Consider the following 24,793-nt stretch of genomic DNA (forward strand, 5'->3'; position numbering starts at 1 on the left):
TGAGATCGACCGACTCCCCCTCCTTCGCCAGCAGGTCCGCCATCGCCCTCGCGGCGTAGGTGAGCCGCGTCGAGTCGCGGCCGAGCGCCGACCAGTCCACGTGGATGTCGGCGGTCGTGTCGGCGTCGGCCTTCGCCGCGCTCCCGTCGTTGCCGCCGGCGCGCTCGACGAGCCAGCTCGCCGTCTCGCGCGAGACGTTCAGCTCGTCGGCGATCTCTCCCTTCGAAAGCCCGTGTTCGGCGAGCTCGGCCGCGCTGTCGATCAGGTCGTCAACGTTCTTCATACGCGGCGAATTCGACCGCCGTTTTAATAGTCGTGTCGTCATCCACGAAGGCGTCCTCGAACGACTCGAGCGGATGGACGCCGGTGACCAGGTCGGCCAAGAACGCCTCGGAGAGGCCCGTCAGCGACTCGACGGCCGCCTCGAAGTGCTCGTACCCGGAGTTGACGCTGCCCACGAGCGCCTTGTTGTGTAAGACGAGCTCGCGGTGGATCCGTCCGCCGTCGACCTCGAACGTCCAGTCGCCGGGCACGCCGAGCAGCGCCGCGGCCCCGTTGGGCGCGAGCGCCTCGACCGTCTCGAAGGCGTGGGGCGCGTGGCCGGTCGCCTCGTAGACGAAGTCCATCGGCTCGTGTGCCTCCGGAACCGCCGAGACGGGCGTGTCGTTCGAGTTCACGTACGTCGCCCCGAGCGACTCGATGACGTCGATCGTCGGGTCGGGGCGCTCCCGGCGGCCGAGACAGTAGATCCGGTCGAACGTCGAGTCCAGCATCGCGACGGTGAGCAGCCCGAGCGACCCGTTGCCCAACACGAGCGCCGAGTCGGGCTCCCAGTGGAACGCCGACCGGCTCGCGAACGCGTGTTCGACCGCCTTCTCCGTGATCGAGGCGGGCTCGACCAGGAAGCCCCACTCCGCGAGCTCGGGCGGGATCTCGACGAGGAACTCCGCCGGGCTCGTGAAGTACTCGGCCATGAAGCCGTGTGCGCCCACGATCCCCCGCTCGTGGTACGCGCCGTCCGGGGCCATGTCCGGCTCGCCGCGCGCGAAGTACTCGTTCGCGCCGTTCGGGGGCCGGCGGACCGTCGGGACGACCACGTCGCCGACCGCGAAGGGGGTGTCGTTCGGGTCCTCCACGACGCCGACCGCCTCGTGTCCGAGGACGATGTGATCCTCGCCGTCGGGGCGTCCGCCGTGGCCCCCGGCGATGACCTCGTGGTCGGTCCCGTCGACCCCGACCCGAAGGGTTCGGACCAGCGCCTCGCCCGCCGCCGGCTCCGGACGTGGTTTCTCGATCACGACCGGCTCGGTTCCGTCCTCGTACACGGCGATCGCGTTCATACGCGAACCGAGAACCCGAGCCACCAAAAGATTTCTTTTATCCCGAGTAAACCTGATCGGCGGCGGTCGACCCCCGGTCGCCCTTCCGGCGACCCGCCCGGCCGTCCTCCCGGCGGCGACTTTTTGGTCCGCCCGCCCCCACCCGGAGCCGTGTGTACGCTCACGCTCGCCTGGCGCGTCTTCCCGGAGGTCCCGGTCGCGCTGGCCGCCAACCGCGACGAGTCGCTCGCGCGCGCCTCGGAGCCGCCGACCGTCCGCGGCGACGAGCGGCGATTCCTCGCGCCGCGCGACGCCGAGGCCGGCGGCACCTGGATCGGCGTGAACGACGCCGGCGTCGTCGTCGCCGTCACGAACCGGTGGCTCGAGGTCGACCGCGAGGGCGACCGCTCGCGCGGCCTGCTCGTCGAGGACTGTCTGCGCGAGCCGTCCGCGGAGGCGGCCGCGCGCGCGGTCGAGCGGGAGCTCGCCGACCGCGAGTACGACGGGTTCAACCTCGTTCTCGCCGACGACGCGGCCGCCGTTCTGCTCTCGTACGACGGCGGGCTGTCCGTCACTCGCCTCGATCCGGGCGTCCACGTCGTCGGCAACGTCGGCGGCGTGGTCAACGGCGAGGCGCGGCTCGCGATCCCCGACCGGCGCGCGGAGTTCGGCGAGGAGCGCGCGTCGAGCGTCCGCCGGATCGCGGGCGTTCTGGTCCCCGAACCGGGCGAGTCCGGCGACGCGTGGCTCGACCGCGCGAGCGACGTCCTCGCCGACCACGCCTACGGCGCGTGTCTCCACGGCGACGGCTACGGAACGCGGTCGCACACGCGGATCCGGACCGGCTCCGACCCGGCGGTCGCGTTCGCGGACGGTCCGCCCTGTGAGACGCCGGCGGAGCCGGTCGCGGTTCCGGCGGACTTCCGGACGGAAAGCCAGTTTTAAGCGACTCGCCGGCGGCTGTGTGGGTATGAGCGTGTCCGAACTCGAGTCCGAGCTGTCGGCGGACGAGCGCGCCGGCCTCGAGCTCATCCGCGAGACCGGCGGGATCCACCAGAGCGACTTCTGGAAGCAGCTCGACGTCTCCTCGCGAAAGGGGAGCCGCATCGCGGAGGCGTTGCAGGAGTCCGGGCTGATCCAGCGCGAGAACACGGTGTACGACGGCCACAACACCTACTACCTGGAGCCGGCACCGCGCGACCTGGACTTCTCGCTTCTGATGGCCGGCGACATGCTCTCGCCGTTCATCGGCGAGGAGGAGATCGACCCGCAGTCCGACGCGTTCTCGCAGTGGCTGATGAACCTCGCGTACGAGGAGTACTGAGCCGGTCGGCCGCTTTCTCTCGTCCTCCGTCTCCCGTCGTCATCCGTCTTCCGTCGTCCTCACGCCCGCCGGTCGTCGACGACCGCTCTGGCGACCCGAACCGCGTTCTCGAGTCCGACCTCGAGTCCCGTCTCGGTGAGCGATCCCTCGAACGATTCGCGCGAGGACTCGCCCGGATCCGGGCGGTCGTGGTTCGATATCCCCCGGACGCTGAGGTACCGGTCCGCGAGCCCGAACCGCCGGAGCGCCGCCGCCGTCCCGGCGTCCTCCATCTCGGTCGCGCGGTACGGTCCCCGGTCGAGCGCGTCGAGGAACCGTGAGACGTGCTCGGCGACGGTCCGGCCGTGCCACAGCTCGTCGGCACAGACGTTGGTTCCCACGGTCACGGTCGGGTCCGGCCCCGCCGCGGCGCTCTCGAGGTCGACGCCGGCCGCCAGGTCGGCCGCGGCGGAGACGCGGTCGGGGTCGAGGTCGACCACGCCCTGGCCCGCCGTGTAGGGGTCGGGCGCGACCGGCACGTCCCCTGGGCTCCCGCCGGCCTCGCCGTCGCCGTCACCCGGATCGAACCGACACTTGTCGTCCCAGTCGACGATCTCGTCGGCGATCACGACCGACCCGATCGGGCGGTCGGGCGGCGCGCCGGCGATCCCGACCGAGAGGACGAGGGCGTCGGAGAGGTCCACGGCGTCGTCGGCACAGAGCGCGGCGGTCGTCGTCGCCGCCGCGGCCTTGCCGATCCCCGTGGGAACGACGCCGAGGCCGGCTCCGTCGTGGCGCAGCGGGACGGGGACGCCCGGAACGTCGATCCGCTCCGCCAGGTCGTAGGCGTCGTGCCACGGCTCCGTCTCGCCCGCGGCGGGCAGGGGATCGAGCTCCTCGAACGCCGGCAACACGAGCGCGTCGAGCGCGACGGGCATCGCCCCGTTCACCCCAAGAGTAGCGCGAACAGCGCGACGGCCGCCGTGAGCGTCAACAGCAGCACACTCCGGCCGATCCCCGCCCGGATCTCGGCGTCGACGCCGGCGTTCGCGAGCAGCCGCCGCGGGTTCATCGCGACCCACTTCGCGCCCCCGACGACCCGCATCGTCGCGCGGTCGACGGCCGCCCACGACTCCGTGACCCCCCACACCGACCAGCGCCCGGCGTAGAAGGCGGCCGGGAACAGGACCGCGTCGACGTCGCGCACGTGGTGGGCGAGCCAGCCGAGCGGCCGCTTGAGCGCGAAGAAGCCGACGAAGCCGGCGACCAACAGCGCGGCGCTCTCGGTCAGGTGGCTCGTGCTGTACGGCTTGAAATACACCTCGTCGCTGAGGATGAGGTCGGTGAAGGGCATCAGCTCGATCAGCTGGGTGTAGAAGACGCCGAAGAAGACGCACGCGCCCGCGGCCAGCACCATCCCCGCGGTCTGGAACGGCGTGGCGTCGTCGGGTGACAGCGTCGCCGACCCGTGGAAGAAGACGTAGTAGCCGAGCTTGATGAACGACATGAACGTCCCGACGCCGCCGAGGACGAGCAGCCACCAGAGCAGTCCGCTGTCCAGAAGCAGCACGTACTCGTGGACCTCGTGGGCGGAGTCGAGCACCATCCCCTTCGAGATGAACCCGTTGAAGCCGGGGACGGCCGTGATGGAGGCCGCGCCGACGACGTAGACGAGGAAGGTGACCGGCATCACCCGCCAGAGCCCGCCCATCTCGCGGATGTCCTCCACGCCGGTCCGGTAGATCACGACGCCGACCGCCATGAACAGCAGGCTCTTGTAGAGGACGTTGTTGAAGAGGTGCGCGAAGCCGCCGACCACCGCGAACTCGCCGACCGCCGTGGCGAGGCCGAAGCCGGCGAGCATGTAGCCGAGCTGCGCCTGGATGTGGTACGACAGCAGCCGCCGCGGGTCGTACTGGAGCAGCGCGAAGAAGGCGCCGTACACCGCCATGATCCCGCCGAGGTACGCAAGCCACATGCCGCCCTCGGGGAAGGCGCGGTACATGACGTACGCCGCGGTCTTCGTCGTGAACACCGAGAGGAACACCGACGCCGCGACGTGCGGCCGCGGATAGGTGTCCGGCAGCCAGGAGTGGAGGAAGACGAACCCGCAGTTGATCCCGATCCCGATCGCGGCCAGCACGGTCGCCGTCGGGTGGATCCCGGCCGTCTCCGAGAACAGGAACGTCCCGGCGTTCGCGAAGTGGACGACGACGGCCGCGAGCAGGATCGTCCCGCCCGTGCCGTGGAACAGCGCGTAGCGGTAGCCGGCCCGCACCGCCGCGCCGCCGTGCTGCCAGACGAGCAGCGTCGAGGTGACCGCCGTCAGCTCCCAGAAGAAGATCAGGGTGAGCCAGTCGCCGGCGTAGATGGTCCCGAGGGTGGTGGCGACGTAGAGCAGCGCGAACGACGTGACCCACCGCGGCGCGTCGCTGCCGTACGCGTACAGCACCGCCGCCGTCGCGAGGAAGCCGACGACGACGCCCATCAGAAGCGAGAACGGGTCGACGTTGAAGAAGACCACGTCGAAGCCCAGAAACCGCGTCGCGAGGTGCGCGCCCGTCCCGCCGTCGCCGAGCAACACCGCCTGCGCGAGGACGAACGCCGTCGCCAGCGCGCCGAGGCCGTGTCCGACCGCGCGCGGCAGCGCGAGCACGAGCAGCGACGCGACGGCGACGACGAGGTACGGCGGGATCGCGGTCAACGCCACGGTCGCGCCCGTCATGGGCGAGCCACCTCCTCGGGGAGCCGCGTGTCGACGATGAGCTCGATCAGCTCCAGGAAGCCCATCTCGTAGGGGATCACGCCGAGCAGCACGGCGAGGGTCATCGCGGTCAGGATCGGCGCGAGCGTGAACCACGTGGACTCGCTTCCCCGGAGCGCGTCGAGCCCGCGAAGGTGCTCCCAGCCGCCCGGCGGCGGCCCGCCGTGGTGGTCGTGGCCGTGATCGTCGTGGCCGGCGTCGCGAGCGTCCCCGTGACCGTCCTCGGCGCCGGCCGTCGCTTCGGTCGAGTCCGACGCTCCGCGCCCGACCCCGAAGGGCACGTCGGCGTCCGAGGGACGCTGGTCGACCGCGTAGTCGCCGGTGTCGACCCGCTCCGCCGGCTCCGAGAAGTCCCGCTCGCTCGTGTCGAACTCCGGCCTGACGACGCCCTCCTCGTCGGTCGGCAGGTCGTCGAGTTCGGCGTCGGGGACGTCGACGTCGTCCGGGACGCCGGCGTCGGCGGCGGCCGGCCCTTCGGTTCCGTCCCCTTCGGCGCTCTCGACGACGTCGTCGACGACGTCCCCGTCGTCAGCGGCGGTCTCGTCGTCGCTCGTCTCCCCTTCATCATCGTCCGCGCGGCCCTCGTCGTCCGCCGCGTCGCCCGCGCGCCCCCCGTCGGTCGCCGCCAGCGTCGACCGCGACTCCCCGCCCATCGGGAAGTCGACGAGCGGCTTCGCGTCGTGGGCCTCCTCCGCCTCGAAGAAGGCGGTGTAGATCACCGGCCAGAAGTACGCGACGTTGAGCACGCCGGAGAGCAGCAGCGCGCCGGCGAGGTAGTAGGCGACGGGCGTCAACGCCGCTCCCATCCGGATCCCGCCGATCAGCATGTAGTACTTGCTGACGAAGCCGGCCAGAAGCGGGATCCCGGCCATCCCGAGCGACGCGACCGTGAACGCCCCCATCGTCAGCGGCATCCGCTTGCCGATCCCCGCCATCTCCGAGATGTAGTCGGTGTGCGTCGAGACGTGGAGGTTCCCCGCACAGAAGAACAGGGTGAGCTTCATGAACGCGTGCGCCGGGATGTGGAGGAGCGCCCCCACGAGCCCGTACCAGCCGAAGAGGCCGAGTCCGAGCACGATGTAGCTCAGCTGGCTCACCGTCGAGTAGGCGAGCCGCTGTTTCAGGTGGTCCTTCCGGAGGGCGATGAGCGAGGCCGCGGTCAGCGTGACCGCGGCGATCGTCGAGAGCACGAGCCCGGCGGTGAAGCCGAACGGGAGGGAGAGGTCGAAGACGAGTTCGGGGCCGAACACGTCGAGGACGACCCGCGAGACGCCGAACGCGCCGGACTTGACGACGGCGACCGCGTGTAACAGCCCGGAGACGGGCGTCGGCGCGACCATCGCCTCGGGGAGCCACTGGTGGAGCGGCATGATCCCGGCCTTCACGCCGAACCCGATCGCGAGCAGGAAGAAGGCGAGCATCGCCAGTCCGGGGTCGGCGCTGGCCAACTCCTCGATGCCCCCGGCGGTGAACGCGACGGTCCCGGTCAGCCAGTACACCATGACCGTCCCGGCGAGGACGAGCACGCCGCCGCCGAACATCGTGTACGCGAGGTACTTCCGGCCGGCCGAGCGCGCCTCCGGCGTCTCGTCGTGGGCGACGAGCGGGTACGTCGCGATCGACAACAGCTCGTAGAAGACGAAGATCGTCACGAGGTTGCCCGCGAACGCGATCCCCATCGTCGCCGACAGCGACACGGCGAACGCGGCGAAGTAGCGGGTCTGGTTGGCCTCGTCGAGCCCGCGCATGTAGCCGATGCTGTAAAACGAGGTGACGATCCAGAGGCCGGACGCGAGGAAGGCGAACAGCATCCCGAGCGCGTCCGCCCGGAGCACGAACGGGATGCCCGGAAGGAGCTCGACGATCGTCCACTCGAAGACGGCTCCCTCGAGCACGCGCGGCAGCATCGAGGCGACGATCCCGAACTTCGTCACCGCCGCGAGGATCGTCCACCCCTCCCGGACGTTCGGCGAGCGGTACGACGCGACGACGAGCACGGCCGCGACGAGCGAGACGAGCACGGCGAGCAGCGGACGTGGGTCCTGAACGATGGCTTCGGTCATGCGAACACCTCCGTGAGGTACGGGTCGAGAAGCGTCTCGAACCCGGCCCCCGCGAAGCCGAGTCCGACCGCGACGAGCGCGGCGGCGACGAGGACGGCGAGCGGCGCGGTCGGGATCGTCTCGGGGCCGGCGTCCCCGCCGCCGTCGGCGACCGCGGTTCCGGCGTCACCGTCCGGTCCGCCGCTCGGCGTCCCGGCGTGACCGGCGGCACTCCCGCGTTCCGCGTCCCCGCGGTCGACGCCCGCGAAGTACAACCGTTCTATCACGCGGGCGACGTACGCCAGCGTGAACAGCGTGCTGGCGAGGATCACGGCCGCGATCCCGACCCCGACGACGCCGCCGGTCGCGCCGGCCGACCGGACCGCGCCGAGCGCGATGTACCACTTGCCGAGGAATCCGATCGAAGGGGGGACGCCGACGAGCGCGAGGCCGAGCACGGCGAGCGCGCCCGACGCGAACGGCGCGTCGCGAGCGAGGCTCGCGAGGTCCTCGACGCGGCGCGCGCCGTAGCCGGCGGCCAGCAGCGCGAGCCCGCAGAAGAGCCCGAACTTCAGCAGGCCGTGGCCGATCAGGTGGACGATCCCGCCCAGAAGCGCCGTCTCGTCGGCGATCCCGACGGCGGCGACGACCATGCCGAACTGCGCGACCGACGAGTACGCGAACATCCGCTTGAGGTCCGACTGTATGACCGCGAGCCCCGACCCCGCGAGGATCGAGACGCCGGCGACGAGGAGGAGCCCCGTCGTGATCGCGTCGTTGGCCGCGAGGAACTCGACGGTGAACACGGAGTAGGTCACCCGGATCAGCGCGTAGGCGCTCGCGGTCGACACCAGGGCGGCGACGAGCGTCGTCACCGCGTCCGGCGCGCGCTGGTAGGCGTCCGGCTGCCAGGTGTGGACCGGGAACAGCGCGATCTTCAACGCGAAGCCGGCCGCGATGAAGGCGAACCCCGCCTGTACGAGCGGGTCGGTGTAGCTCGCCCGTTCGACGATCTGAACGCTCACGTCGGCCATGTTCAGCGTCCCCGTCGCGAGGAAGACGTAGCCGACGCCGACGAGGTACAGCGACGCGCCGACGGTCCCCACGACGAGGTACTTCAGCGAGGCGTACGCGCTCGCGCCCGACCGGTCGGCCGCGATGAGCGCGTACGTCGTGAGCCCGACGATCTCGAGGAAGACGAACAGGTTGAACAGGTCGCCCGTGAGCGAGACGCCGACCAGCCCGCCCGTGAGCAGGAGATACGCGCTGTGGAAGGCGTTCCCGCGCGGCCCGATCGCCCGCGAGAGGACGAGCGTGGCGGCCGAGACGAGCGCGACGAGAAGGAACACCGCCGCCGACAGCTCGTCGGCGACCAGCTCGATCCCGATCGGCGGCGCGAAGCCGCCCAGCTCGTGATCGAACGGGCCGCCGGTGTACACCTCGAGCGCGACCGCCGCCGCCGACCCGACCAGCCCGAGCGTCGTGACCGCCGCGACCGGCCAGCCGACGTCGGCGTCCCACCGTCCGAGCGCGACCGGCAGCGTCGCCGCCACGATGGGGACCGCGATCGACAGCGGCAACAGCACGTCAGTCATCGCCGTCACCTCCGTCGCTCCCCGGCTCCGAGCCGGGGAGGTCCGGTCGCGCCGGCAGCGACCCCTCCTCGCGCAGGAGTTCGCGGAGCGTGTCGACCCGGAGCGTCCCGTACTCGTCGTAGATCCGGATACACAGCGCGAGCGCCACCGCCGTGAGGCTCACGCCGACGACGATGGCCGTGAGCACGAGCACGTGCGGGAGCGGGCTGACGTACGGTCCGGTTCCGCCACCCGACGGGACGATGGGGATCGCCCCGCCGTCGACGTACGCCGAGGCGATGAAGAGCAGGAAGATGGCCGTCTGGAACAGGTTGAGTCCGATCACTTTCTTCACGAGGTTGGGGTTGGCGATCATCATGTAGAGTCCGATACACAACAGCAACGCGAACACCACGTACGCGTGCCGCGTCCCGAGGACGTCGAGCGCCGACTGTGCGGCGATCGCGGTCGACGCCGCCGTCATCGGGCACCCCCGTCAGTCGCCGCCCGGCCGGTCGATCCGGCGTCGGGGTCGCTCTCGTCGGTCTCGTCCGTCTGGTCGGATCCTTCGGTCTCATCGGGAGTCGCCGCCGCGGCGTCGCCCGTCGATCCGAGGTAGCCGCGCTCGCCGATCGGCGGTCCGGAGCCCTCGCCGTTGAACCCCCGTGCGAGCACGAAGAACAGCCCGACGAGCACGCCGCTCACGATGGGCGCGATGCCGACGATCTCCACGGCCTCCATCCCGTACTTCACGGGGTCGAGGTACGGCAGCGGGAGGAGATCGTACTGGAGGAACGCGCCGCCGCGGGCGACGGGCACCAGCCCGAGCCCGGCGAACACGAGCGTCCCGCCGACCGCGAGCGCGACGACGACCGTGTTGGCGAGCCACTGCCGGGTGGACTCGATGCCGAACGCGAAGGCGATCATGAACACGACCGCCGCCGCGATCGCGCCGCCCTGGAAGCCGCCGCCGGGCGAGCCGCCGCCGTGGAAGGTGACGAACAGCCCGTAGGTGAACGCGAACGGGGCGACCACCTTCACCGTGGACATGATCACCTGGCTCTCCGTGTACGGCGGCCCCTGGCGCGACTCCGAGTCGAGCCGGCCCGCGCTCGCGCGGGCGGACCCGCCGTCGCGGTCGGCCGTCCCCGCGTCGCCGCCCTCGGCGTCGTCGTCGCGGTCGCTCGCGTCGCCGTCGGTCGTGCCGCTCATGCGAACACCTCCCGTCGGAGGACGATGAGCGCCGCGATCCCGGCCGCGAAGACGACGACCGCCTCGCCGAAGGTGTCGAACCCGCGGAACGCGGCCAACACCGCCATTACGGTGTTCTCGACCCCGGTCCGCGCGTACGTCTCCGCGAGGTACCACTGGCTCACGTCGGGGTTGCTCCACACCGGCGCGTCCGGCGACCCGACCGCGGGAACGTCGACCATCGTGACCGCGAGGCCGGCGAACAGCAGGCCGACCGCGCCGGCCGCCGGGTAGTTCACGGACTCGAAGGCGGCCTCGTGGTCGATCCGGGTGGTCTTCGCGAGCGTCAACAACAGCAGCACCGTCGTCACGCCCGCCGAGACCGCCGCCTCCGTCAGCGCCACGTCCGGCGCGCGGTAGAAGGTGTACAGCGCGGCCATCCCGAGGCTGTACGCCCCGAAGACGATGACCGCGGCGAGCACGTCGCGGGCGAACGCGGTCGCCAGCGCCGTGAGGACGACGAAGGCGAAGAGGGTCGCCTCGATCGCCGAGATCTCGGCGACGACGGGAGCGGTCCCGTCGACGAGGGGGATCGCGCCCGTCATCGGCGCTCGTCCCCCTCGGTCCACGGCACGATCCCCTCCTCGAAGGCGGCGCGCGCGATGGCGTGTGCCGCCGTCGGGTTCGTCACGAAGATGAAGAACAGCAGGAGGACGGTCTTGAAGCCCGCGCCGTCCCAGCCCGCCGCGAGCGCGACCGCCGCGAGCGTGAATCCCGCGCCGAGCGTGTCCGCCTGCGAGGCGGTGTGCGCCCGCGAGTAGACGTCGGGCAGCCGGAGCACGCCCGTCATCGACACGAAGGTGAAGAAGAGCCCGCAGAGGCCGAAGACGACGATCAGTGCGAGCCTGACGGGTCCGAGGGCGTCGATCACAGGACACCACCCCGCTCGACGGTGAACTTCGAGATGGCGATCGCCATCAGGAAGTTCAACAGCGCGTACACCAGCGCGATGTCGAGGAACGTCGGCTCCCCGAGCGCCGCCCCGAGGATCGCGAGGATCACCACGGTGTTGGTCCCGAGCACGTTGACCGCGAGCACGCGGTCCTGCATCGTCGGGCCCTTCACCGCCCGGTAGAGCATCCCGATCGCGAGGACGACGAACCCGGCGGCGACGGCGAGCAGGAAGTCCTCGACCGTGTAGCCGGCCGCGAGGGACGCGTCGACGACGCTCATTCCGTCGTCACCTCCCCGTCTCCGCCGGCGGTCGTGTCCGCGCCGTCGGAGTCGTCGCCGGTCGCGTCCGTGTCGGCGGCCGAACCGTCCGCATCAGCGGCCGAACCGTCCGCGACGGGAGCGCCCTCCCGCTCCGAGCCCCCGTCGGCCCGTGCGCCGGGGTACTCCTCGGTCGCGTCCGGCCCCTGGAAGATCCCGACGTCGTCGCGCTCGCGGGGCGTCGGCAGCCGCGCGGCCTCACGGCCGTAGAAGACGAAGCGGGTCCACCGCTCGAGCGACCCGTCGAAGAGGCCGTCGCGGGCCCACGGGATGAGCGAGTGGACGTAGAGGTTCCCGTCGCGCGCCCGAACGGTGAGGGTGCCGGGCGTCAGCGTGATCGAGTTCGCGAGCGTCGTCACCGGGAGCCCGCTGCCGACGATCACGCGCACCCGGTTGAGCGAGGGCTCGATCGGCAGCCGCGGGTCGAGGATCACCCGCGCGACGACGAGGTTCGACTTGAGGATCTCGAGGAGGAGGGCGGGGACGTACACCGCGCCGCGGAGCAGCCGCATCGGCGTCCGCGTGGGCGACGGGTCGGCGTCGAAGCTGACCCGCGAGAGCGTGATCGCGACGACCGCCGCGCTCGCGACGCCGGTCACGACGTCGAACGGGTAGAGGGGGTCGCCGAGCGCGAGGTAGAAGGCGAGCGACAGCCCGAACATCGCCGCGAAGCGGATCCCGGTCGCCTCCTTGCGGAGCCGCTCGCGGCGGGTCGGCCGGGCGACCGGCGCCTCGCGGACGACGAGGTCGGTCCGCGAGAGCGCGAACTCGAGCGACTGGAGCAGCGTCGTGTTGCCCACGGGGGTGTACTCCGGGTCCAACACGACGTGTTCGATCCCGTTGTCGTCGGCGTACGCGACGAGCTCGCGGACGTAGTCGTCGGCACCGAAGAGGTACTCGTCGCCGCCGACGACCGTGGTGACGACCTCCACGTCGCCGACGTCGACGTCGTCGACGTCCGCGAGGTCGGCCTCGGCCCAGGTCGACACGCGCTCGAGGAGCCGGTCGACGCTCGCCTCGCGGTCGGCCGTCTCCGGGTCGCCGTCGCGCCACGTGGCGAAGACGACGAAGTGGATCGCGGAGAACTCGCCGGCGGCGGCGGACTCGGCGAGGTGCGTGACCGTCGCGCGTAGCGTCGGCGTCGACTCGATGGGAACGACGACCGAACCGCCCGTCGAACCGGGGGATCCGTCGTCAGCCACCGGAGTCACCTCCCGTGGCGTCGGGGATGGCCGTCTGGCTACACATGGATATGTCTACCCGAGGCGTGGCCCTACCGCCCCAAAACAGTTTGTATCCCGGTCGGGTCCCCCCGCGTCGCGTCCGTCGATCCGCTGCCGCCCCCGAGCCGTCGGGCGTCGCGGTCCGGGGCCGTCGTCGCGGTCCGAGGGTCAGCCGTCGTCCCCGAGGACCGCCGCCAGCCGGTCCGCGATGCGCCCCGCGACGGCGTCCTTCGAGCCCGACGCCGGCTCCGGCTCGGTCCCCTCGGCGCCGACGAGCAGGACGCGCGTCCGGTCGTCGCCCATCACGCTCGCGTCGTTGGCGACGACGAACGCCAGGCCGACCCGGTCGCGGATGCGCTCCGCCTCCGCGACCATCGCCGCGTCGTCGCCGGACGTCTCGGCCTTGAACCCGACGAGCGGGAGGTCCGGATGCGCCTCCCGGACCGAGTCGAGCAGCTTCGGCGTCGGTCGCAGGTCGACGGAGAGGGGGGAGCCGGAGCGGATCTTCTCGTCGACGGCGTCGGCGGTGAAGTCGGAGATGGCCGCCGCCGACACCAGCGCGTCCGCGGTCACGGCCGCCTCCCGGCAGGCGTCGATCATCTCGTCGGCGGTCTCGACCGCGACGGCGTCGGCGTAGGGGACCTCCCCGCCGTCGTGGACGAGGGTCACGTCGGCGCCGCGGACGTAACAGGCGCGGGCGACCGCCCGTCCCGTCTTGCCGGACGCACGGTTCGTGAGGATCCGGATCGGGTCGATCCGCTCCTTGGTTGCGCCAGCCGTGACGACGACGTGGGTTCCGGAGAGGACGTCCGGCGTCGTCGCGCGGGCGACCTCCGTGAGGATCGTCGACTCCGTCGCGATCTTGGCTTTCCCCTCCTCGATCCGCGGATCGGCGAACGTCACGTCCCACGCCTCGAGCCGGTCGAGCGCCGCCAGCACGCCCGGATGGTCGTACATCGGCTCGTGCATCGCCGGGGCCATCACGACGGGCACGCCCGCGCCGAGCGCCGTGGTCGCACAGGTGGTGACGGGGGTGTCGTCGACGGCGGCCGCGACCTTCCCGGCGGTGTTGGCGGTCGCCGGGGCTAAGAGGAGCACGTCCGCCCAGCCGTCGCGCCCGCAGAGCTCGACGTGCTCGACGTCGCCGGTGATCTCGGTGACGACGGGCTCGTCGGTGGCGAAGTCGACCGCCCACGGGTGGACGATGTCCGTCGCCGCCGGCGTCATCACCGCGCGGACGCTCGCGCCGTGCCGCCGCAGCTCGTGGGCGAGTTCGACCACCTTCACCGCCGCGATGCTGCCCGAGACGCCGAGCGCGACGTTGACCCCCGATAACATTACCGGGCGTTCCCGCCCCGACGGCTTATAAGGTTGCGTTCGACCCCTACGCCACGCCCATCTCCTCGAGCCGCTCGGGGAGGTACGTCTCGGTGACGAAGTCGAGCCCGCGGCTCGCGAGCGACTGCTGTTCGGACTTCTTGCCGACCTCGAGCTGGAGCTCGATCTGCTCCTCCCAGTAGTCCGTCTGGAACCGCGGGTCCTCGAGCTCGGACTCGAGGGCGTTGACGTCGGAGTCGGAAAGCGGGTCCGACGGGAGGTCGTACTCGACGATGTCCGCCGGCTGGATCCCGATGAACCGCGCCTCCGGCGTCGCGAGGTACTTCGAGAGGTGCGCGGACTTGATCGACCCGTACGCGACGGAGCCGTAGATCCGGTACGACCAGGGGTCGCCGTCGGTGAACACCACCACCGGGAGATCGAGCTCGTCGTGGAACCGCTTCGTCAGCCGGCGCGTGGCGCGGGCGGGCTGGCCGCCCAGATGGACGATCAGCGCGTCGTACGCCTCGTCGAAGCCGTTCTCGACGAGCCGGTCGCGCATCCCGCCGGTCTCGACGCAGAGGACGAACTCGGCGTCGTTCTCGAGGAACTCGATTGTGTCGGGGTTGTTGGGGATCTGGTAGCCGCCCTGTCCCACGTCGAGCTGACAGTGGATGTCGCGGTCGCCGCGGTTGGTCTGCTCGCGGAGCCGCAGCGGGCCCATCACCTTCGCGCCCGACTCCTCCGGGCGCATGTGGAAGTCCTCGCGGGTCGCCCCCGTGACGATCTCGAGGTCCTCGACGAGGTCGTTCGACTCGTCCTGGCTCGAGAACTGCGCCTCGTCGTTGTCCCACGACTCCGAGAGGTAGTACAGCTCACGCAGCGTGGAGGAGCGATCCTCGTCGAGCTGCTCCGCGAGGAACTCGATGGTGTAGGCGGCCTTCAACAGCTTCCGCGCGCCGTTGACGGAGTTCGCGCTCCGGACCGACGTGCGGTCGCCGTAGGTCCACACCCCGCTCTCCTCGTCGTACTCGATGTTGCTCTTCGTCCGGGTCGGCAGCTCCATCTCCGGGATCTCCCCGGCGGCGAACTGGTCGTAGAAGTCGGCGGCCAGGTCGATGAGCTGGTCTCGTGCGTCCGTGTTCGTCGTCATTCGTTCACCGTGAGTTTCTCCGTCTCGACGCCCCCGACGCTGATCTCGAAGTCGGCGTCGCCGTCGACGCTGTATGTCAGTTCCCGCTCGTCGCCCGAGGCCACCTCGGGGGTCCACTGGACGAACCACTCGCCGTCCATGTCCACGACCGTTCCCGCGGAGACGTCGGTCGGCTCGGCCGAGACGATGTCCGTGATCTCCAGCTGCTCGTTCACGTCCGAGTGGTTCTCGACGACGAGCCGGACCGTGCCGTCCTCGCGCTCGCGCTCGACGCTGACGTTGTTCATGATCCGCGCCAGCGCGCCGTCGATGTCGGGCCGCGGGCGCCCGGTCACCTCCGACACCTTGTCGGCCATCTCCGGGAGGATCCGGCCGAGCACGTCCCGTTTCTCCCGGCGCTGTTGCATCGAGCGCCGCTTGTTGAGATACGACTTCAGCTCGCGGGCCGCCTCCCGGACCGCGAGCTCGATCTCGTCCTCGATCGCGGGGACGTTCGCGATCGCGTCCTTCGACTCGCTCGTGAACGGGACGTTCGTGGACGCGACGTGGATCGATATCACGGCCGGCCCGTTGGGCATCCCCGAGCCGCCGGGCTGGTCGAGCCCGTAGTTGCGCCAGCCGATGGTGCGGATCACGTCGGTGGTCGCACACGCCCCGCGCTGGTAGACGAGCGGGACGCGGTTCGCGAACCGCAGGAGCTCGACGGAGCCGTCAGCGGGTATCTCCCCGCCGTAGGCGATCCCGGCCTCGACGATGAACGGGTCGCCGCCGTGGACCTCGGCGTCGCGGGTCGCCGCCGCGTAGAAGTCGGCGTCGTACTCCTTGCGGAGCCCGGCCTCCACCAGTTCGGCCGTGATCGGCGCGAGACAGTCCGTCGGCGGCGCGAGGATGTCCGTCTCCCGCATCGCCTCGAGGAGGTCTGCCGCGACGTCGCGGTCGCCCGCCACCGTTCGCACCTTCGGCGGGGCGTCCGGGACGGTTCGCGCCCGCGACCAGACCGCCTCGACGACGTTCTCGCGGGCGGTCTCGCCGAACGTCGCGTCGTGCTGATCGGCGACGAAGGTCGCCGCGTCCGCGACGAGCCGCTCGAGGTCGTCGCGGGCGATCCGGTACGCCTCCCCGTCGAGGTTCGCGACACGGAACGCGAGCGCCTCCGCCATCGCGCGGATCGCCGCGTCGTCCTTCCGCGTCGAGGTGGCCTCGTCGACGAGCGCGTACAGGTCGGCGGCGATCGGCGAGTCGCCGTCGGCGCTCGCGTCCGCCGGATCGGTCGAGTCGGCGTTCGCGGGGTCCGCGTCGCCGTCGTCGACGCCGGCGATCACCCGCCAGGCCGCCTCGGTGGCGTTCCCGCGCACGGTCGAGCCGAACGTGCGGCCGGTGTCCTCCTCGACCGCGTCGGCGACGGTGCCGACGATCCCCTCGAGCTCCGAGCGGGAGAGGCGGTCGCGTTCCGCCAGGGCCTCCACGACCCCCTCCGCGAACGCGCTCGTCGCGGCCGCGCCCTTGTTCGCGACGGCGGCCTCGATCGCGGCCGCGACGTCGTCGTTCGTCGCGCCCGTCACCGTCGACCGGGACGAGGGGGGCGACCAGGCCAGCTCCCGGCCGTAGTGCTGGTCGCGGAAGGCGTCGATGACGTTGTCGGCGGTCTTCTTGCCGACCCGCGTGAACTCCTCCTGGAGGAACCCGGAGATCGAGTACGACTCCGTCGCCTCCAGCATCTTGATGAGCGCGCCGAGCTCGACGCCGTGCGGGTGCGGCCGGATCTCCTCGGTCTCGGCCGGCAGCTCGTCGGTCGCGCGCTCGAACTTCCAGGGCTCGTCGAGCCCCGGCTCGCGCAGCTCGATCCGGGCGTGCGGGTTGACGACCGCGGTGTGTTTCACGTAGTCGTGGAGCTGCGAGCGCGCCCGCATGTTCGCCTCCATCTCCAGCTCGATCCGCGTGCCGTGCGGGCGGTCCCAGGAGGTGGTCTCGTCGACGCTGATCTCCGGCTCGTTCGTGTCGGTGTCGATGATCAGCTCGAAGTACTGCGCCTCCGACTGCCCCTTCGGCCGCGACGTGATCTTCGCCGGCTGGCCGGACGTGAGCTGGGAGTACAGCACGGCCGCCGAGATGCCGATCCCCTGTTGACCGCGGTTCTGCTCTCGCTTGTGGAACCTCGAACCGTACAATAGCTTCCCGAACACTTTCGGGAGCTGCTCTTTCGTGATCCCCGGTCCGTTGTCCTCGATCACGAGTCGGTAGTAGTCGCCGACCTCCGTGATCTCGACGTAGACGTCGGGGAGGATCCCGGCCTCCTCGGTCGCGTCGAGGGCGTTGTCGACCGCCTCCTTGACGGCGGTGACGAGCCCGCGAGCGCCCGAGTCGAATCCGAGCATGTGTTTGTTCTTCTCGAAGAACTCGGCGATGGAGATCTCGCGCTGGCTCTCGGCCAGCTCCTCCGCGATCCCCTCCTCGTCGCCGAGGCTCGACTGGAAGGACGTCATTCGGTGCCCCTACCTTTCGCCGATGGGGATAAAAACGAACCGGCAGCGAGGTGAAAGTGGAGATCCGGTCAATTCCGGGGCGCTCGGGTCGAACGCGGCGGGGAGAGGTTTATGCCCCGGTCCGTCGTGATCCGGACCGTGATCGCGTTCACCCGCGCGGCCTACGACGCCGTCGTCGACCACGCGGTCCGCGGCGGCGACGCGGAGGTCTGCGGCGTGCTGGCGGGCGAGCGCGTCGCCCGCGAGGATCTCGAGGGCGACGCCGACTCCGCGAACGACGCCCGCGAGCGGAGCCTCGTCACCGAGGTCCGCCCGGCCGAGAACGTCGCGGGGACGCCGGAGACCCGCTACCGGATCGACCCCGAGGAGGCGGTCGCGATCGTCGACTCCCTCGAGAGCGACGGGCTCGACGTGGTCGGCTTCTACCACTCGCATCCCGCGGGCCCGGCGCGACCGAGCGGGACGGACGTCGCGCGGGCGACGTGGGTCGGGTACTCCTACGCCATCTGCGCGCTCGACGGCCACCCGTTCGTCGGGTCGTGGCGCTGGCGGGGGACGGAGTCGGGGTTCGACCGCGAGACCGTCGCGATCGGCGGCGAGTGACCCCGAGTCGATCGAGGGGATCGCGAGCTGGCCCGGAGAACGCCGCGAGCGAGCGTCGGCGAGAACGTTTAATTGGGACCCACGCGACTGCCCACGGGAGCCGAGCGTTCGACGCCCCACACATGACATCGCACCCATTCCACACGACGGAGCCCGACCGCAGCGACGCGACGACCGAACCCGCAGGCGAGGTGTTCCGCGCGTGACCGGCCCGGATCCGAACGGGGCCGACCCCGACTCGAGCCGGGCCGATCCGGCGAACCGTGCCGCCGCCTTCCGGGAGTCGACCCCCGGCGCGGACGTCGAGATGGCGTACGCCGGGGTCGACACGTTCCTCAAGGGGGAGCCGCGGGCGGTCGACGACCTCGACGACGTCGACGTCGCGGTGTTCGGCGTCCCGTACGACGGCGCGGTCTCGAACCGACCGGGCGCGCGGTACGGACCGGGCGCGATCCGCGAGGCGAGCGCGTGGTGGGCGTACCTCTCCGAGTACAAGGGCGCGCTGACGAACATGCGGACCGGCGACCAGGTCGACTTCGACGAGTTCGCCGTCGCCGACGTCGGCGACGCCCCCGTCTTCCCGATGGATCACGAGGCGACCGCGGCGAGCGTCACGGCACACGCCGCGACGCTCGCCGCGCGGGCGTTCCCGGTCATGCTCGGCGGCGACCACTACTGTACGTTCCCCGCGTTCCGCGGCTTCCTCGAGGGGTCCGGCCACGACAGCGTGGGCTTCGTCCAGATCGACGCCCACACCGACACGGTCTCCGAGAGCCCCGTCTTCGGCACCGACTTCCACGGGTCGAGCACCGCCCGGATCGCGGAGCTGCCCGGCGTCGAGTACGACGCGGTCAGCCAGGTCGGGATCCGCGGCTACGAGTCCCCCGACTTCTTCGAGTTCGCCGACGAGACCGGCCTGAACCTGTTCACGATGCGCGACGTCGCGGAGCGCGGGATCGGACCCGTCGTCGCCGACGCTGTCGCGGCCGCGGCCGAGGACGCCGACGCGGTGTACGTCACGTTCGACGTCGACGCCGTCGATCCGGGGTTCGCGCCCGGAACCGGCACTCCGTGTCCGGGCGGGTTGACGTCGGACCAGGCGCTGGAGGCGATGGAGGTGCTCGGCGCGCACGACGCCGTCGGGGCGGTCGACCTGATGGAGGTCGCGCCGCGGTACGACGCGACCGAGGGGACGGAGCGGCTCGCCGCGTACCTCCTCGTCACGTTCCTGGAACGGAAGTTCGCCCGCTGAGGCGGGGAACGGGCCGACGGGAGCCGAGGGTCGCGCCCGGACGGAGCCGAAGGTATTTTTCCCCGCGTCACGGAGTTCGCCCATGGCTCTCCCGTTGGAGACGGGGGCGGTTCGGCACCGCGGCCCCCGCCCGGACGTGACCGCCCCGCGAAGCGAGCGGTCGAGGGAGGTGAACTGAGATGGCCGCGGAGCCCGAGGATCCGGACGACCCCGCCGGAGCCGACGACCCCGCCGACTCGGCCGAGTCCGGTCGCCCTGCCGACCCGCCGGAGACGCCGGTCGTCCTCTTCGACGGCGTCTGTAACCTCTGTAACGGGGTCATCCAGTTCCTGATCCCGCGCGACCCGGAGGGGCGGCTCAAGTACGCCGCCCTCCAGTCGGAGCCGGGACAGGCGCTGTTGGATCGACACGACTTCCCGACCGAGGAGTTCGACTCGTTCGTCCTCGTGGAGGGCGAGACGACCTACACCAAGTCGGGGGCCGCGATCCGGATCGCGGAGGTTCTCGGGTGGCCCTACCGGATCGCGGGCGTCGGCCGGCTGATCCCCCGACCGATCCGCGACCGGCTGTACGAGTTCGTCGCGGACAACCGGTACGACTGGTTCGGACGGAAGGACCAGTGTATGGTGCCCGACGAGGACGTCAGCGACCGCTTCCTCTCGTGATCGGCTCCGTGGGCTCCCGGTCCCCGCCGGCGTCGCCGGCTCACTTCGTCGTTCCGGGCGTCTCCGCCGTCTCGCGCGTGTCCGACCCGGCGGCCGTCCGCTCCGCGACGAGCCGCTCGAAGTTCTCGAAGACGCGTCCGGGCGTGACGTCCGCGAAGGAGAACTCTCGTTCGTCCCAGCCGCCGGCCTCGCGGATCGCTTCGCGGTGGTCGGCCTCGATCTCCGGATGGAACTGGACGGTCCACAGCGGGGCGGTCCGGTGGCGGGTACCGAATATCCGCGCGTGGTCCGCCGACGCGATGACCTCCAGTCCGTCGCCGAGTTCGGTGACCGCGTCGCCGTGGAGCGCGACGACGACCGGATCCACCCCGTCGAAGAGCGGGTCGTCGTCCAGGTCGGTCTCGACGAGCGCGTGGGTCGTCCCGACCTGCTCGACGGTCCCGCCGAGCGCCGAGTTCACGACCTGGTGGCCGAAACAGACCCCGAGCGTGGGGATCTCCCGCTCGACGAGCTCGCGGACGAGCGCCTCCTCCTCGGCGATCCACGGGCGGTCCTCGGCCTCGTAGACGCCCGCGGTGCTCCCGGTGAGGACGACGCCGTCCGCCTCGTCGATCGGGACGCGATCGCCCGCGACGAAGTCGATCTCGGTCGCCTCCGGGAACCACGACGCCAGCGCGTCACAGTGGTACTCCCGCTCCGGGTTCGGCTCGTTTCGGACGACGAACAGGGTCGGACTCTCCGCGTCGGGGTCGGCGGTGCTCATGGACGAAGACATGGGAGACGAGGGGTCTTAGTTGTGGCCCGTCGGGCGTCGGGTCGCGCGGGGGTCGCGAACCTCCCCGGTCAGTCGTCCGCGGCCGCCGCGGCGTCGCCGTGGGTGACCTCGTCGCCGAGGAGCTCCATGAACTCGGCGAGCCACTCGGGGTGGTCCGGCCACGCCTGTCCGGTGACGAGGTTGCCGTCGCGGACGACGCCGTCGACCCACGAGCAGCCCGCCGCCTCGACCTCGGGACGCACCGCGGGGTAGGCCGTCATCTCGTAGCCGTCGAGGACGCCCGCGGCCGCGAGGATCTGCGGGCCGTGACACAGCGCCGCCACGGGCTTGTCCGCCTCGAAGAAGTGCTCGACCGCGTCGAGCACCGCCTCGTGGGTCCGGAGGTACTCCGGCGCGCGCCCGCCGGGAACGACGAGCGCGTCGTAGTCGGCGGGGTCGACCTCGTCCATCGTCGCGGTCAGCGCGAAGTCGTGGCCGCGCTCCTCCAGGTACGTCTGGTCCCCGCGGAAGTCGTGGATCGCCGTCTTGACCGTCTCTCCCGCCTCCTTGTCCGGACACACGGCGTCGACGCGGTGGCCCACCGCCTGGAGCGTCTGGAACGGGACCATGATCTCGTAGTCCTCCCCGAAGTCGCCGACGATCATCAGGATCTCTTTCGCCATCGTGCGTCGACGATACGTCGGGACTCATCATAAGTCTTTAACGAACGATCCGGCGGGTTCGGTCGCCCCCTTCGAGGCGGTTCCATCGTCGCCGACAGCTTTCTCCTTCCGGCTCCCCTGCGATCGAGCATGACCGACTGGACCCCCGCGCGGATGCCCGACCTCGACGGCAAGACGGTCGTGGTGACCGGGGCCAACAGCGGGCTCGGCCTCGAGGGGACGCGGGCGTTCGCCCGGAAGGGCGCGACCGTCGTGATGGCGTGCCGGAGCGTCGATCGCGGGGAGCGGGCGGCGGCGGAGATCCGGTCGTCCGTGGCCGGCGACCCCGACCTCGACGTCCGCGAGTGCGACCTGGCGTCGCTCGACTCGATTCGAGAGTTCGCCGAGAGACTCGCCTCCGACCGCGACGCGGTCGACGTGCTCTGTAACAACGCGGGCGTGATGGCGGTTCCGCGGAGCGAGACCGCGGACGGCTTCGAGACCCAGTTCGGCGTCAACCACCTCGGCCACTTCGCGCTGACCGGGCGGCTGTTCGGCCTCCTGGCCGCGGCCGACGGGATCGAGGGGGAGGACGCGGCGCGAAGCGCCGCCCGCGTCGTGACGCAGTCGTCGGGGGCTCACGAACAGGGCGAGATGGACTTCTCCGACCTCAACTGGGAGGAGTCGTACGGGAAGTGGAGGGCGTACGGCCGGAGCAAGCTCGCGAACCTCCTCTTCGCCTACGAGCTCCAGCGGCGCATCGACGCCGCCGGGGACCTCGGCGTCAGGAGCGTCGCCTGCCACCCCGGCTACGCCGACACGAACCTCCAGCTGCGCACCGCCCGCGAGAGCGGGAACCCGCTTTTGACGGTCGGGATGCGGCTCGCGAACGCCGTCCTCGGCCAGGACGCCGCGGTCGGCGCGGAGCCGATGCTGTACGCGGCCACCGCCGACGTCGAGGGCGGCGCCTACGTCGAGCCGGACGGCGTCATGAACATGCGTGGGCACCCGACGGTCGGCCGGTCGAACGACGCCTCCCACGACCGCGCGGACGCCCGGCGGCTCTGGGAGTACTCCGTCGAGGCGACGGGCGTGACGTTCCCGTTCCGGGAGGGCGACAGCTCCGACGTCGACGGCGCCGACGGTACTGGCGCTCCCGACGACGCCTGACGGGCCTCGGCCGGCGCCGCCGCTCGCGGTCGGGCGGCGCGGCTACCGGGAGCAATATACGCGGGACACGGTTCGCGAGCTGTCCGAGCGGTCGGCGTACCGCCGCTTACAGTCGAGTGAGGTTCTTCGCGCGCGGGCCCTTCTCCGCCTCCTCGATGTCGAACTCTACCTCCTGGCCTTCCTCGAGGTCCGGGCCGCCGACGTCCTCCATGTGGAAGAACACGTCCTCGTCAGCGTCGTCAGTCTCGATGAATCCGTAACCGCCGGTGTCGTTGAAGAAGTCGACCTTGCCTGTCGCCATCGCGACCGTATAGAGGCGGAACCGGGCAATAAGTGTTTGGTGTACGAACCGGCATCGGCGGCTCGTGCCGGGCTCGAGCGCCGGATCGGGCGATCCGCGATCGCCGGGGCGACCTGCTCACCCCCGGTCGAGCGTTCTCACCGCTCGCCGAGCGACCGGACGACCCGCGCGCTCGTCCGGATCCCGTTCTCGAAGCAGTCGACGTCGAGGTGCTCGTTCGGCGAGTGGTTCCCCTGGTCGTGGTTGGCGTACGGGACGACGAGCACGGGCACGTCCGCGAGCGCCTCCACCTCCCGGAAGTAGGCGGCCGGCAGGCTCCCGCCGAGCACGGGGAGCTCGACGACGTCCTCGCCCCACACGGCCTCCAGAGCCTCCAGTACCGGCTCCGCAAGCGGCGTGTCCACCGGCGTCTTCATCGGCGGGAACGTGCCGTGTTTCGCCACCTCGACCCGCGGCTCGCGCTCGCGGAGGTGGTCCCGAACCGCCTCGAAGACCGCGTCCGGGTCCTGGTTCGGGACGAGCCGGAAGTCCAGCTTCGCCGACGCCGCCGCCGGGAGGACGGTCTTCATCCCCTCGCCCTGGTAGCCGCCCGAGAGCCCGTTCACGGTCATGCTCGGACGGGTCAGGAGTCGCTCGTAGTAGGGCTCCTCGGTGACGAACCGGTCGACGGCGAGCTCCTCGCGGATCGCCTCGCTGTCGTCCGGAATCTGTGCCACCAGCTCGCGGTCCGCGTCGGTGATCGCGGTCCCGTCGTGGAAGCCGTCGACGGCGATCCCGTCGCCGTCGTCCGCGCGCATCGACGCGAGGAGTTCGACGAGCCGGTTCGTCGCGCCCGGCACGGGACCGCCGAAGTTGCCGGAGTGGAGGTCCGTGTTCGCCGTTCGCAGGTCGACCTGGACCGAGAGGACGCCGCGGTTGCCGTACATCAGCGTCGGGACGCCCGTCCGGATCCCGTCCTCGCCGGCGACCGCGTGGCGGGGGCCGTCGGCGACGTACACGAGGTCGACGTCGGCGAGTTCGGCCGGCTGGCTCCCGAGGTACTCGCGGAGCCCGGCGCTCCCGCTCTCCTCGCCGCCCTCGACGAGCAGTTTCACCGTGACGTCCGGGAAGGCGTCGGCGGCGACGAGCGCGTCGACCGCGAAGGCGTGGGCCGCGAACTGTCCCTTGTTGTCGCCCGCGCCGCGGGCGTAGATGGAGCCGTCGCGGACCGTCGGCTCGAACGCCGGCGACTCCCAGGCGTCGACGTCGCCCGGCGGCTGGACGTCGTAGTGGCCGTAAAACAGGACGGTGGGGCCGTCGCTCCCTCCGGCGCTCTCCCCGCCCTCGGGCCCGCGTTCCGCGTAGACGACGGGGTACCGCTCCGTCCCGATCCGGTCCGCGTCGAGTCCGGATCCCTCGAGGACGTCGACCACGAGGTCGGCGGCCGCGTCCATCCCCTCGCCGGTCGTCGAGACGCTCGGCTGGGCGAGCAGGTCGAAGAGCCGGTCCCGATACGTCTCCACCCGGTCGTCTATCGTCGCCGCGATCGCGTCCGATTCCCCGCCGTCCGCGCGCTTCTCGGCCATGTCGACCCCGACGCCGGGGCGGGTCGTCGTCCTTGCGGTCGCGGCACCCGTCTCCGGGAGGTGGGCGAGGGTGAGTGAGCGAAGCGAACGAACCCTCGGTGAAGCGGGGAGGAACGACCCGCNNGCGGGTCGTTCCTCCCCGCTCCGCCACGAGGCCTCGGTCGCTCCGCTCCCTCGGCC

24 protein-coding genes and 1 pseudogene are annotated in these 24,793 nt (G+C 71.2%); 6 read left to right on the top strand and 19 right to left on the bottom strand.

Annotation, left to right across the window (positions count from 1 at the left end; all coding sequences use genetic code 11):
* Both DJ70_RS14240 and DJ70_RS14245 read right to left on the bottom strand, forming a co-directional pair.
* Window positions 1-283 (bottom strand): annotated as a pseudogene (locus DJ70_RS14240) (orotate phosphoribosyltransferase-like protein); the annotation flags it as partial.
* Complete coding sequence (locus tag DJ70_RS14245) at window positions 270-1,340, bottom strand: glucose 1-dehydrogenase (protein WP_094534113.1); 1,071 nt, start codon at window positions 1,338-1,340, stop codon at window positions 270-272. The pseudogene DJ70_RS14240 and the gene DJ70_RS14245, both read right to left, overlap by 14 nt.
* 150 nt (window positions 1,341-1,490) lie before the next feature.
* On the opposite strand from DJ70_RS14245, the gene DJ70_RS14250 reads away from it, so the two are divergent.
* Window positions 1,491-2,264 (top strand): NRDE family protein, encoded by a 774-nt coding sequence (locus tag DJ70_RS14250; RefSeq protein ID WP_094534115.1) that lies wholly within the window; start codon window positions 1,491-1,493, stop codon window positions 2,262-2,264.
* A 25-nt stretch (window positions 2,265-2,289) separates the two neighbouring features.
* Window positions 2,290-2,643: a helix-turn-helix transcriptional regulator gene (locus DJ70_RS14255; RefSeq protein WP_094534117.1), complete on the top strand. Its 354-nt coding sequence runs from the start codon at window positions 2,290-2,292 to the stop codon at window positions 2,641-2,643.
* A 59-nt stretch (window positions 2,644-2,702) separates the two neighbouring features.
* On the opposite strand, the gene DJ70_RS14260 is transcribed toward DJ70_RS14255, so the two are convergent.
* The 13 genes from DJ70_RS14260 to DJ70_RS14320 all read right to left on the bottom strand — a co-directional run bounded on the left by DJ70_RS14260 (window position 2,703) and on the right by DJ70_RS14320 (window position 17,641).
* Window positions 2,703-3,560, bottom strand: coding sequence for a phosphorylase family protein (locus tag DJ70_RS14260; protein ID WP_094534122.1), 858 nt, complete (start codon window positions 3,558-3,560; stop codon window positions 2,703-2,705).
* A gap of 8 nt (window positions 3,561-3,568) precedes the next feature.
* Window positions 3,569-5,347, bottom strand: a complete 1,779-nt coding sequence (locus tag DJ70_RS14265; RefSeq protein ID WP_094534126.1) for a Na(+)/H(+) antiporter subunit D — start codon at window positions 5,345-5,347, stop codon at window positions 3,569-3,571.
* Window positions 5,344-7,449 (bottom strand): proton-conducting transporter transmembrane domain-containing protein, encoded by a 2,106-nt coding sequence (locus tag DJ70_RS14270; RefSeq protein WP_094534131.1) that lies wholly within the window; start codon window positions 7,447-7,449, stop codon window positions 5,344-5,346. Before DJ70_RS14270 ends, DJ70_RS14265 begins: the two co-directional genes overlap by 4 nt.
* Window positions 7,446-9,023: a proton-conducting transporter transmembrane domain-containing protein gene (locus DJ70_RS14275; protein WP_094534135.1), complete on the bottom strand. Its 1,578-nt coding sequence runs from the start codon at window positions 9,021-9,023 to the stop codon at window positions 7,446-7,448. The genes DJ70_RS14270 and DJ70_RS14275 overlap by 4 nt, the downstream gene beginning before the upstream one ends.
* Window positions 9,016-9,486 carry a cation:proton antiporter subunit C gene (locus DJ70_RS14280; RefSeq protein WP_094534139.1) on the bottom strand — a complete coding sequence of 157 codons (471 nt, stop codon included), beginning with the start codon at window positions 9,484-9,486 and terminating at the stop codon, window positions 9,016-9,018. Before DJ70_RS14280 ends, DJ70_RS14275 begins: the two co-directional genes overlap by 8 nt.
* On the bottom strand, window positions 9,483-10,214 hold the full coding sequence (locus DJ70_RS14285) for an MnhB domain-containing protein (protein ID WP_094534142.1): 732 nt from the start codon (window positions 10,212-10,214) through the stop codon (window positions 9,483-9,485). The genes DJ70_RS14280 and DJ70_RS14285 overlap by 4 nt, the downstream gene beginning before the upstream one ends.
* Window positions 10,211-10,798: a DUF4040 domain-containing protein gene (locus DJ70_RS14290; RefSeq protein WP_094534144.1), complete on the bottom strand. Its 588-nt coding sequence runs from the start codon at window positions 10,796-10,798 to the stop codon at window positions 10,211-10,213. Before DJ70_RS14290 ends, DJ70_RS14285 begins: the two co-directional genes overlap by 4 nt.
* Entirely contained in the window at window positions 10,795-11,121 is a 327-nt protein-coding gene (gene mnhG, locus DJ70_RS14295; RefSeq protein ID WP_066418511.1) for a monovalent cation/H(+) antiporter subunit G, read from the bottom strand. Before mnhG ends, DJ70_RS14290 begins: the two co-directional genes overlap by 4 nt.
* The gene (locus tag DJ70_RS14300) at window positions 11,121-11,426 is read right to left on the bottom strand and encodes a cation:proton antiporter (protein WP_094534146.1); all 306 of its coding nucleotides are present in this window, start codon (window positions 11,424-11,426) and stop codon (window positions 11,121-11,123) included. The genes mnhG and DJ70_RS14300 overlap by 1 nt, the downstream gene beginning before the upstream one ends.
* Entirely contained in the window at window positions 11,423-12,667 is a 1,245-nt protein-coding gene (locus DJ70_RS14305; protein WP_245810861.1) for a monovalent cation/H+ antiporter subunit E, read from the bottom strand. The genes DJ70_RS14300 and DJ70_RS14305 overlap by 4 nt, the downstream gene beginning before the upstream one ends.
* Window positions 12,668-12,856: 189 nt before the next feature.
* Window positions 12,857-14,026, bottom strand: coding sequence for a bifunctional phosphopantothenoylcysteine decarboxylase/phosphopantothenate--cysteine ligase CoaBC (gene coaBC, locus DJ70_RS14310; RefSeq protein ID WP_094534150.1), 1,170 nt, complete (start codon window positions 14,024-14,026; stop codon window positions 12,857-12,859).
* Window positions 14,027-14,072: 46 nt separating this feature from the next.
* Window positions 14,073-15,158, bottom strand: a complete 1,086-nt coding sequence (locus DJ70_RS14315; RefSeq protein ID WP_094534152.1) for a DNA topoisomerase IV subunit A — start codon at window positions 15,156-15,158, stop codon at window positions 14,073-14,075.
* The gene (locus DJ70_RS14320; RefSeq protein ID WP_094534154.1) at window positions 15,155-17,641 is read right to left on the bottom strand and encodes a DNA topoisomerase VI subunit B; all 2,487 of its coding nucleotides are present in this window, start codon (window positions 17,639-17,641) and stop codon (window positions 15,155-15,157) included. Before DJ70_RS14320 ends, DJ70_RS14315 begins: the two co-directional genes overlap by 4 nt.
* Window positions 17,642-17,779: 138 nt before the next feature.
* On the opposite strand from DJ70_RS14320, the gene DJ70_RS14325 reads away from it, so the two are divergent.
* The 3 genes from DJ70_RS14325 to DJ70_RS14335 all read left to right on the top strand — a co-directional run bounded on the left by DJ70_RS14325 (window position 17,780) and on the right by DJ70_RS14335 (window position 20,161).
* On the top strand, window positions 17,780-18,244 hold the full coding sequence (locus tag DJ70_RS14325) for a desampylase (protein WP_094534175.1): 465 nt from the start codon (window positions 17,780-17,782) through the stop codon (window positions 18,242-18,244).
* A gap of 307 nt (window positions 18,245-18,551) precedes the next feature.
* Window positions 18,552-19,496 (top strand): agmatinase, encoded by a 945-nt coding sequence (gene speB, locus DJ70_RS14330; protein ID WP_094534177.1) that lies wholly within the window; start codon window positions 18,552-18,554, stop codon window positions 19,494-19,496.
* 179 nt (window positions 19,497-19,675) lie between these two features.
* Window positions 19,676-20,161 (top strand): thiol-disulfide oxidoreductase DCC family protein, encoded by a 486-nt coding sequence (locus DJ70_RS14335; protein ID WP_094534156.1) that lies wholly within the window; start codon window positions 19,676-19,678, stop codon window positions 20,159-20,161.
* Between the two features lie 40 nt (window positions 20,162-20,201).
* Here the strand turns inward: DJ70_RS14335 and DJ70_RS14340 are convergent, their stop codons facing one another.
* Window positions 20,202-20,924, bottom strand: a complete 723-nt coding sequence (locus DJ70_RS14340) for a type 1 glutamine amidotransferase (protein WP_094534159.1) — start codon at window positions 20,922-20,924, stop codon at window positions 20,202-20,204.
* Between the two features lie 80 nt (window positions 20,925-21,004).
* On the bottom strand, window positions 21,005-21,598 hold the full coding sequence (locus DJ70_RS14345) for a DJ-1/PfpI family protein (protein WP_094534161.1): 594 nt from the start codon (window positions 21,596-21,598) through the stop codon (window positions 21,005-21,007).
* A gap of 129 nt (window positions 21,599-21,727) precedes the next feature.
* Here DJ70_RS14345 and DJ70_RS14350 point away from each other — a divergent pair, with 129 nt between their 5' ends.
* Window positions 21,728-22,747: an oxidoreductase gene (locus tag DJ70_RS14350; RefSeq protein ID WP_094534163.1), complete on the top strand. Its 1,020-nt coding sequence runs from the start codon at window positions 21,728-21,730 to the stop codon at window positions 22,745-22,747.
* 106 nt (window positions 22,748-22,853) lie between these two features.
* Here DJ70_RS14350 and DJ70_RS14355 read toward each other — a convergent pair whose 3' ends face one another.
* Window positions 22,854-23,048 carry a cold-shock protein gene (locus tag DJ70_RS14355; protein WP_066415948.1) on the bottom strand — a complete coding sequence of 65 codons (195 nt, stop codon included), beginning with the start codon at window positions 23,046-23,048 and terminating at the stop codon, window positions 22,854-22,856.
* A gap of 137 nt (window positions 23,049-23,185) precedes the next feature.
* Window positions 23,186-24,613, bottom strand: a complete 1,428-nt coding sequence (locus DJ70_RS14360) for a M20/M25/M40 family metallo-hydrolase (RefSeq protein ID WP_094534165.1) — start codon at window positions 24,611-24,613, stop codon at window positions 23,186-23,188.
* Between the last annotated feature and the right edge of the window lie 180 nt (window positions 24,614-24,793).

It is taken from the genome of Halorubrum halodurans, assembly GCF_002252985.1.
Classification (GTDB): Archaea; Halobacteriota; Halobacteria; order Halobacteriales; family Haloferacaceae; genus Halorubrum; species Halorubrum halodurans.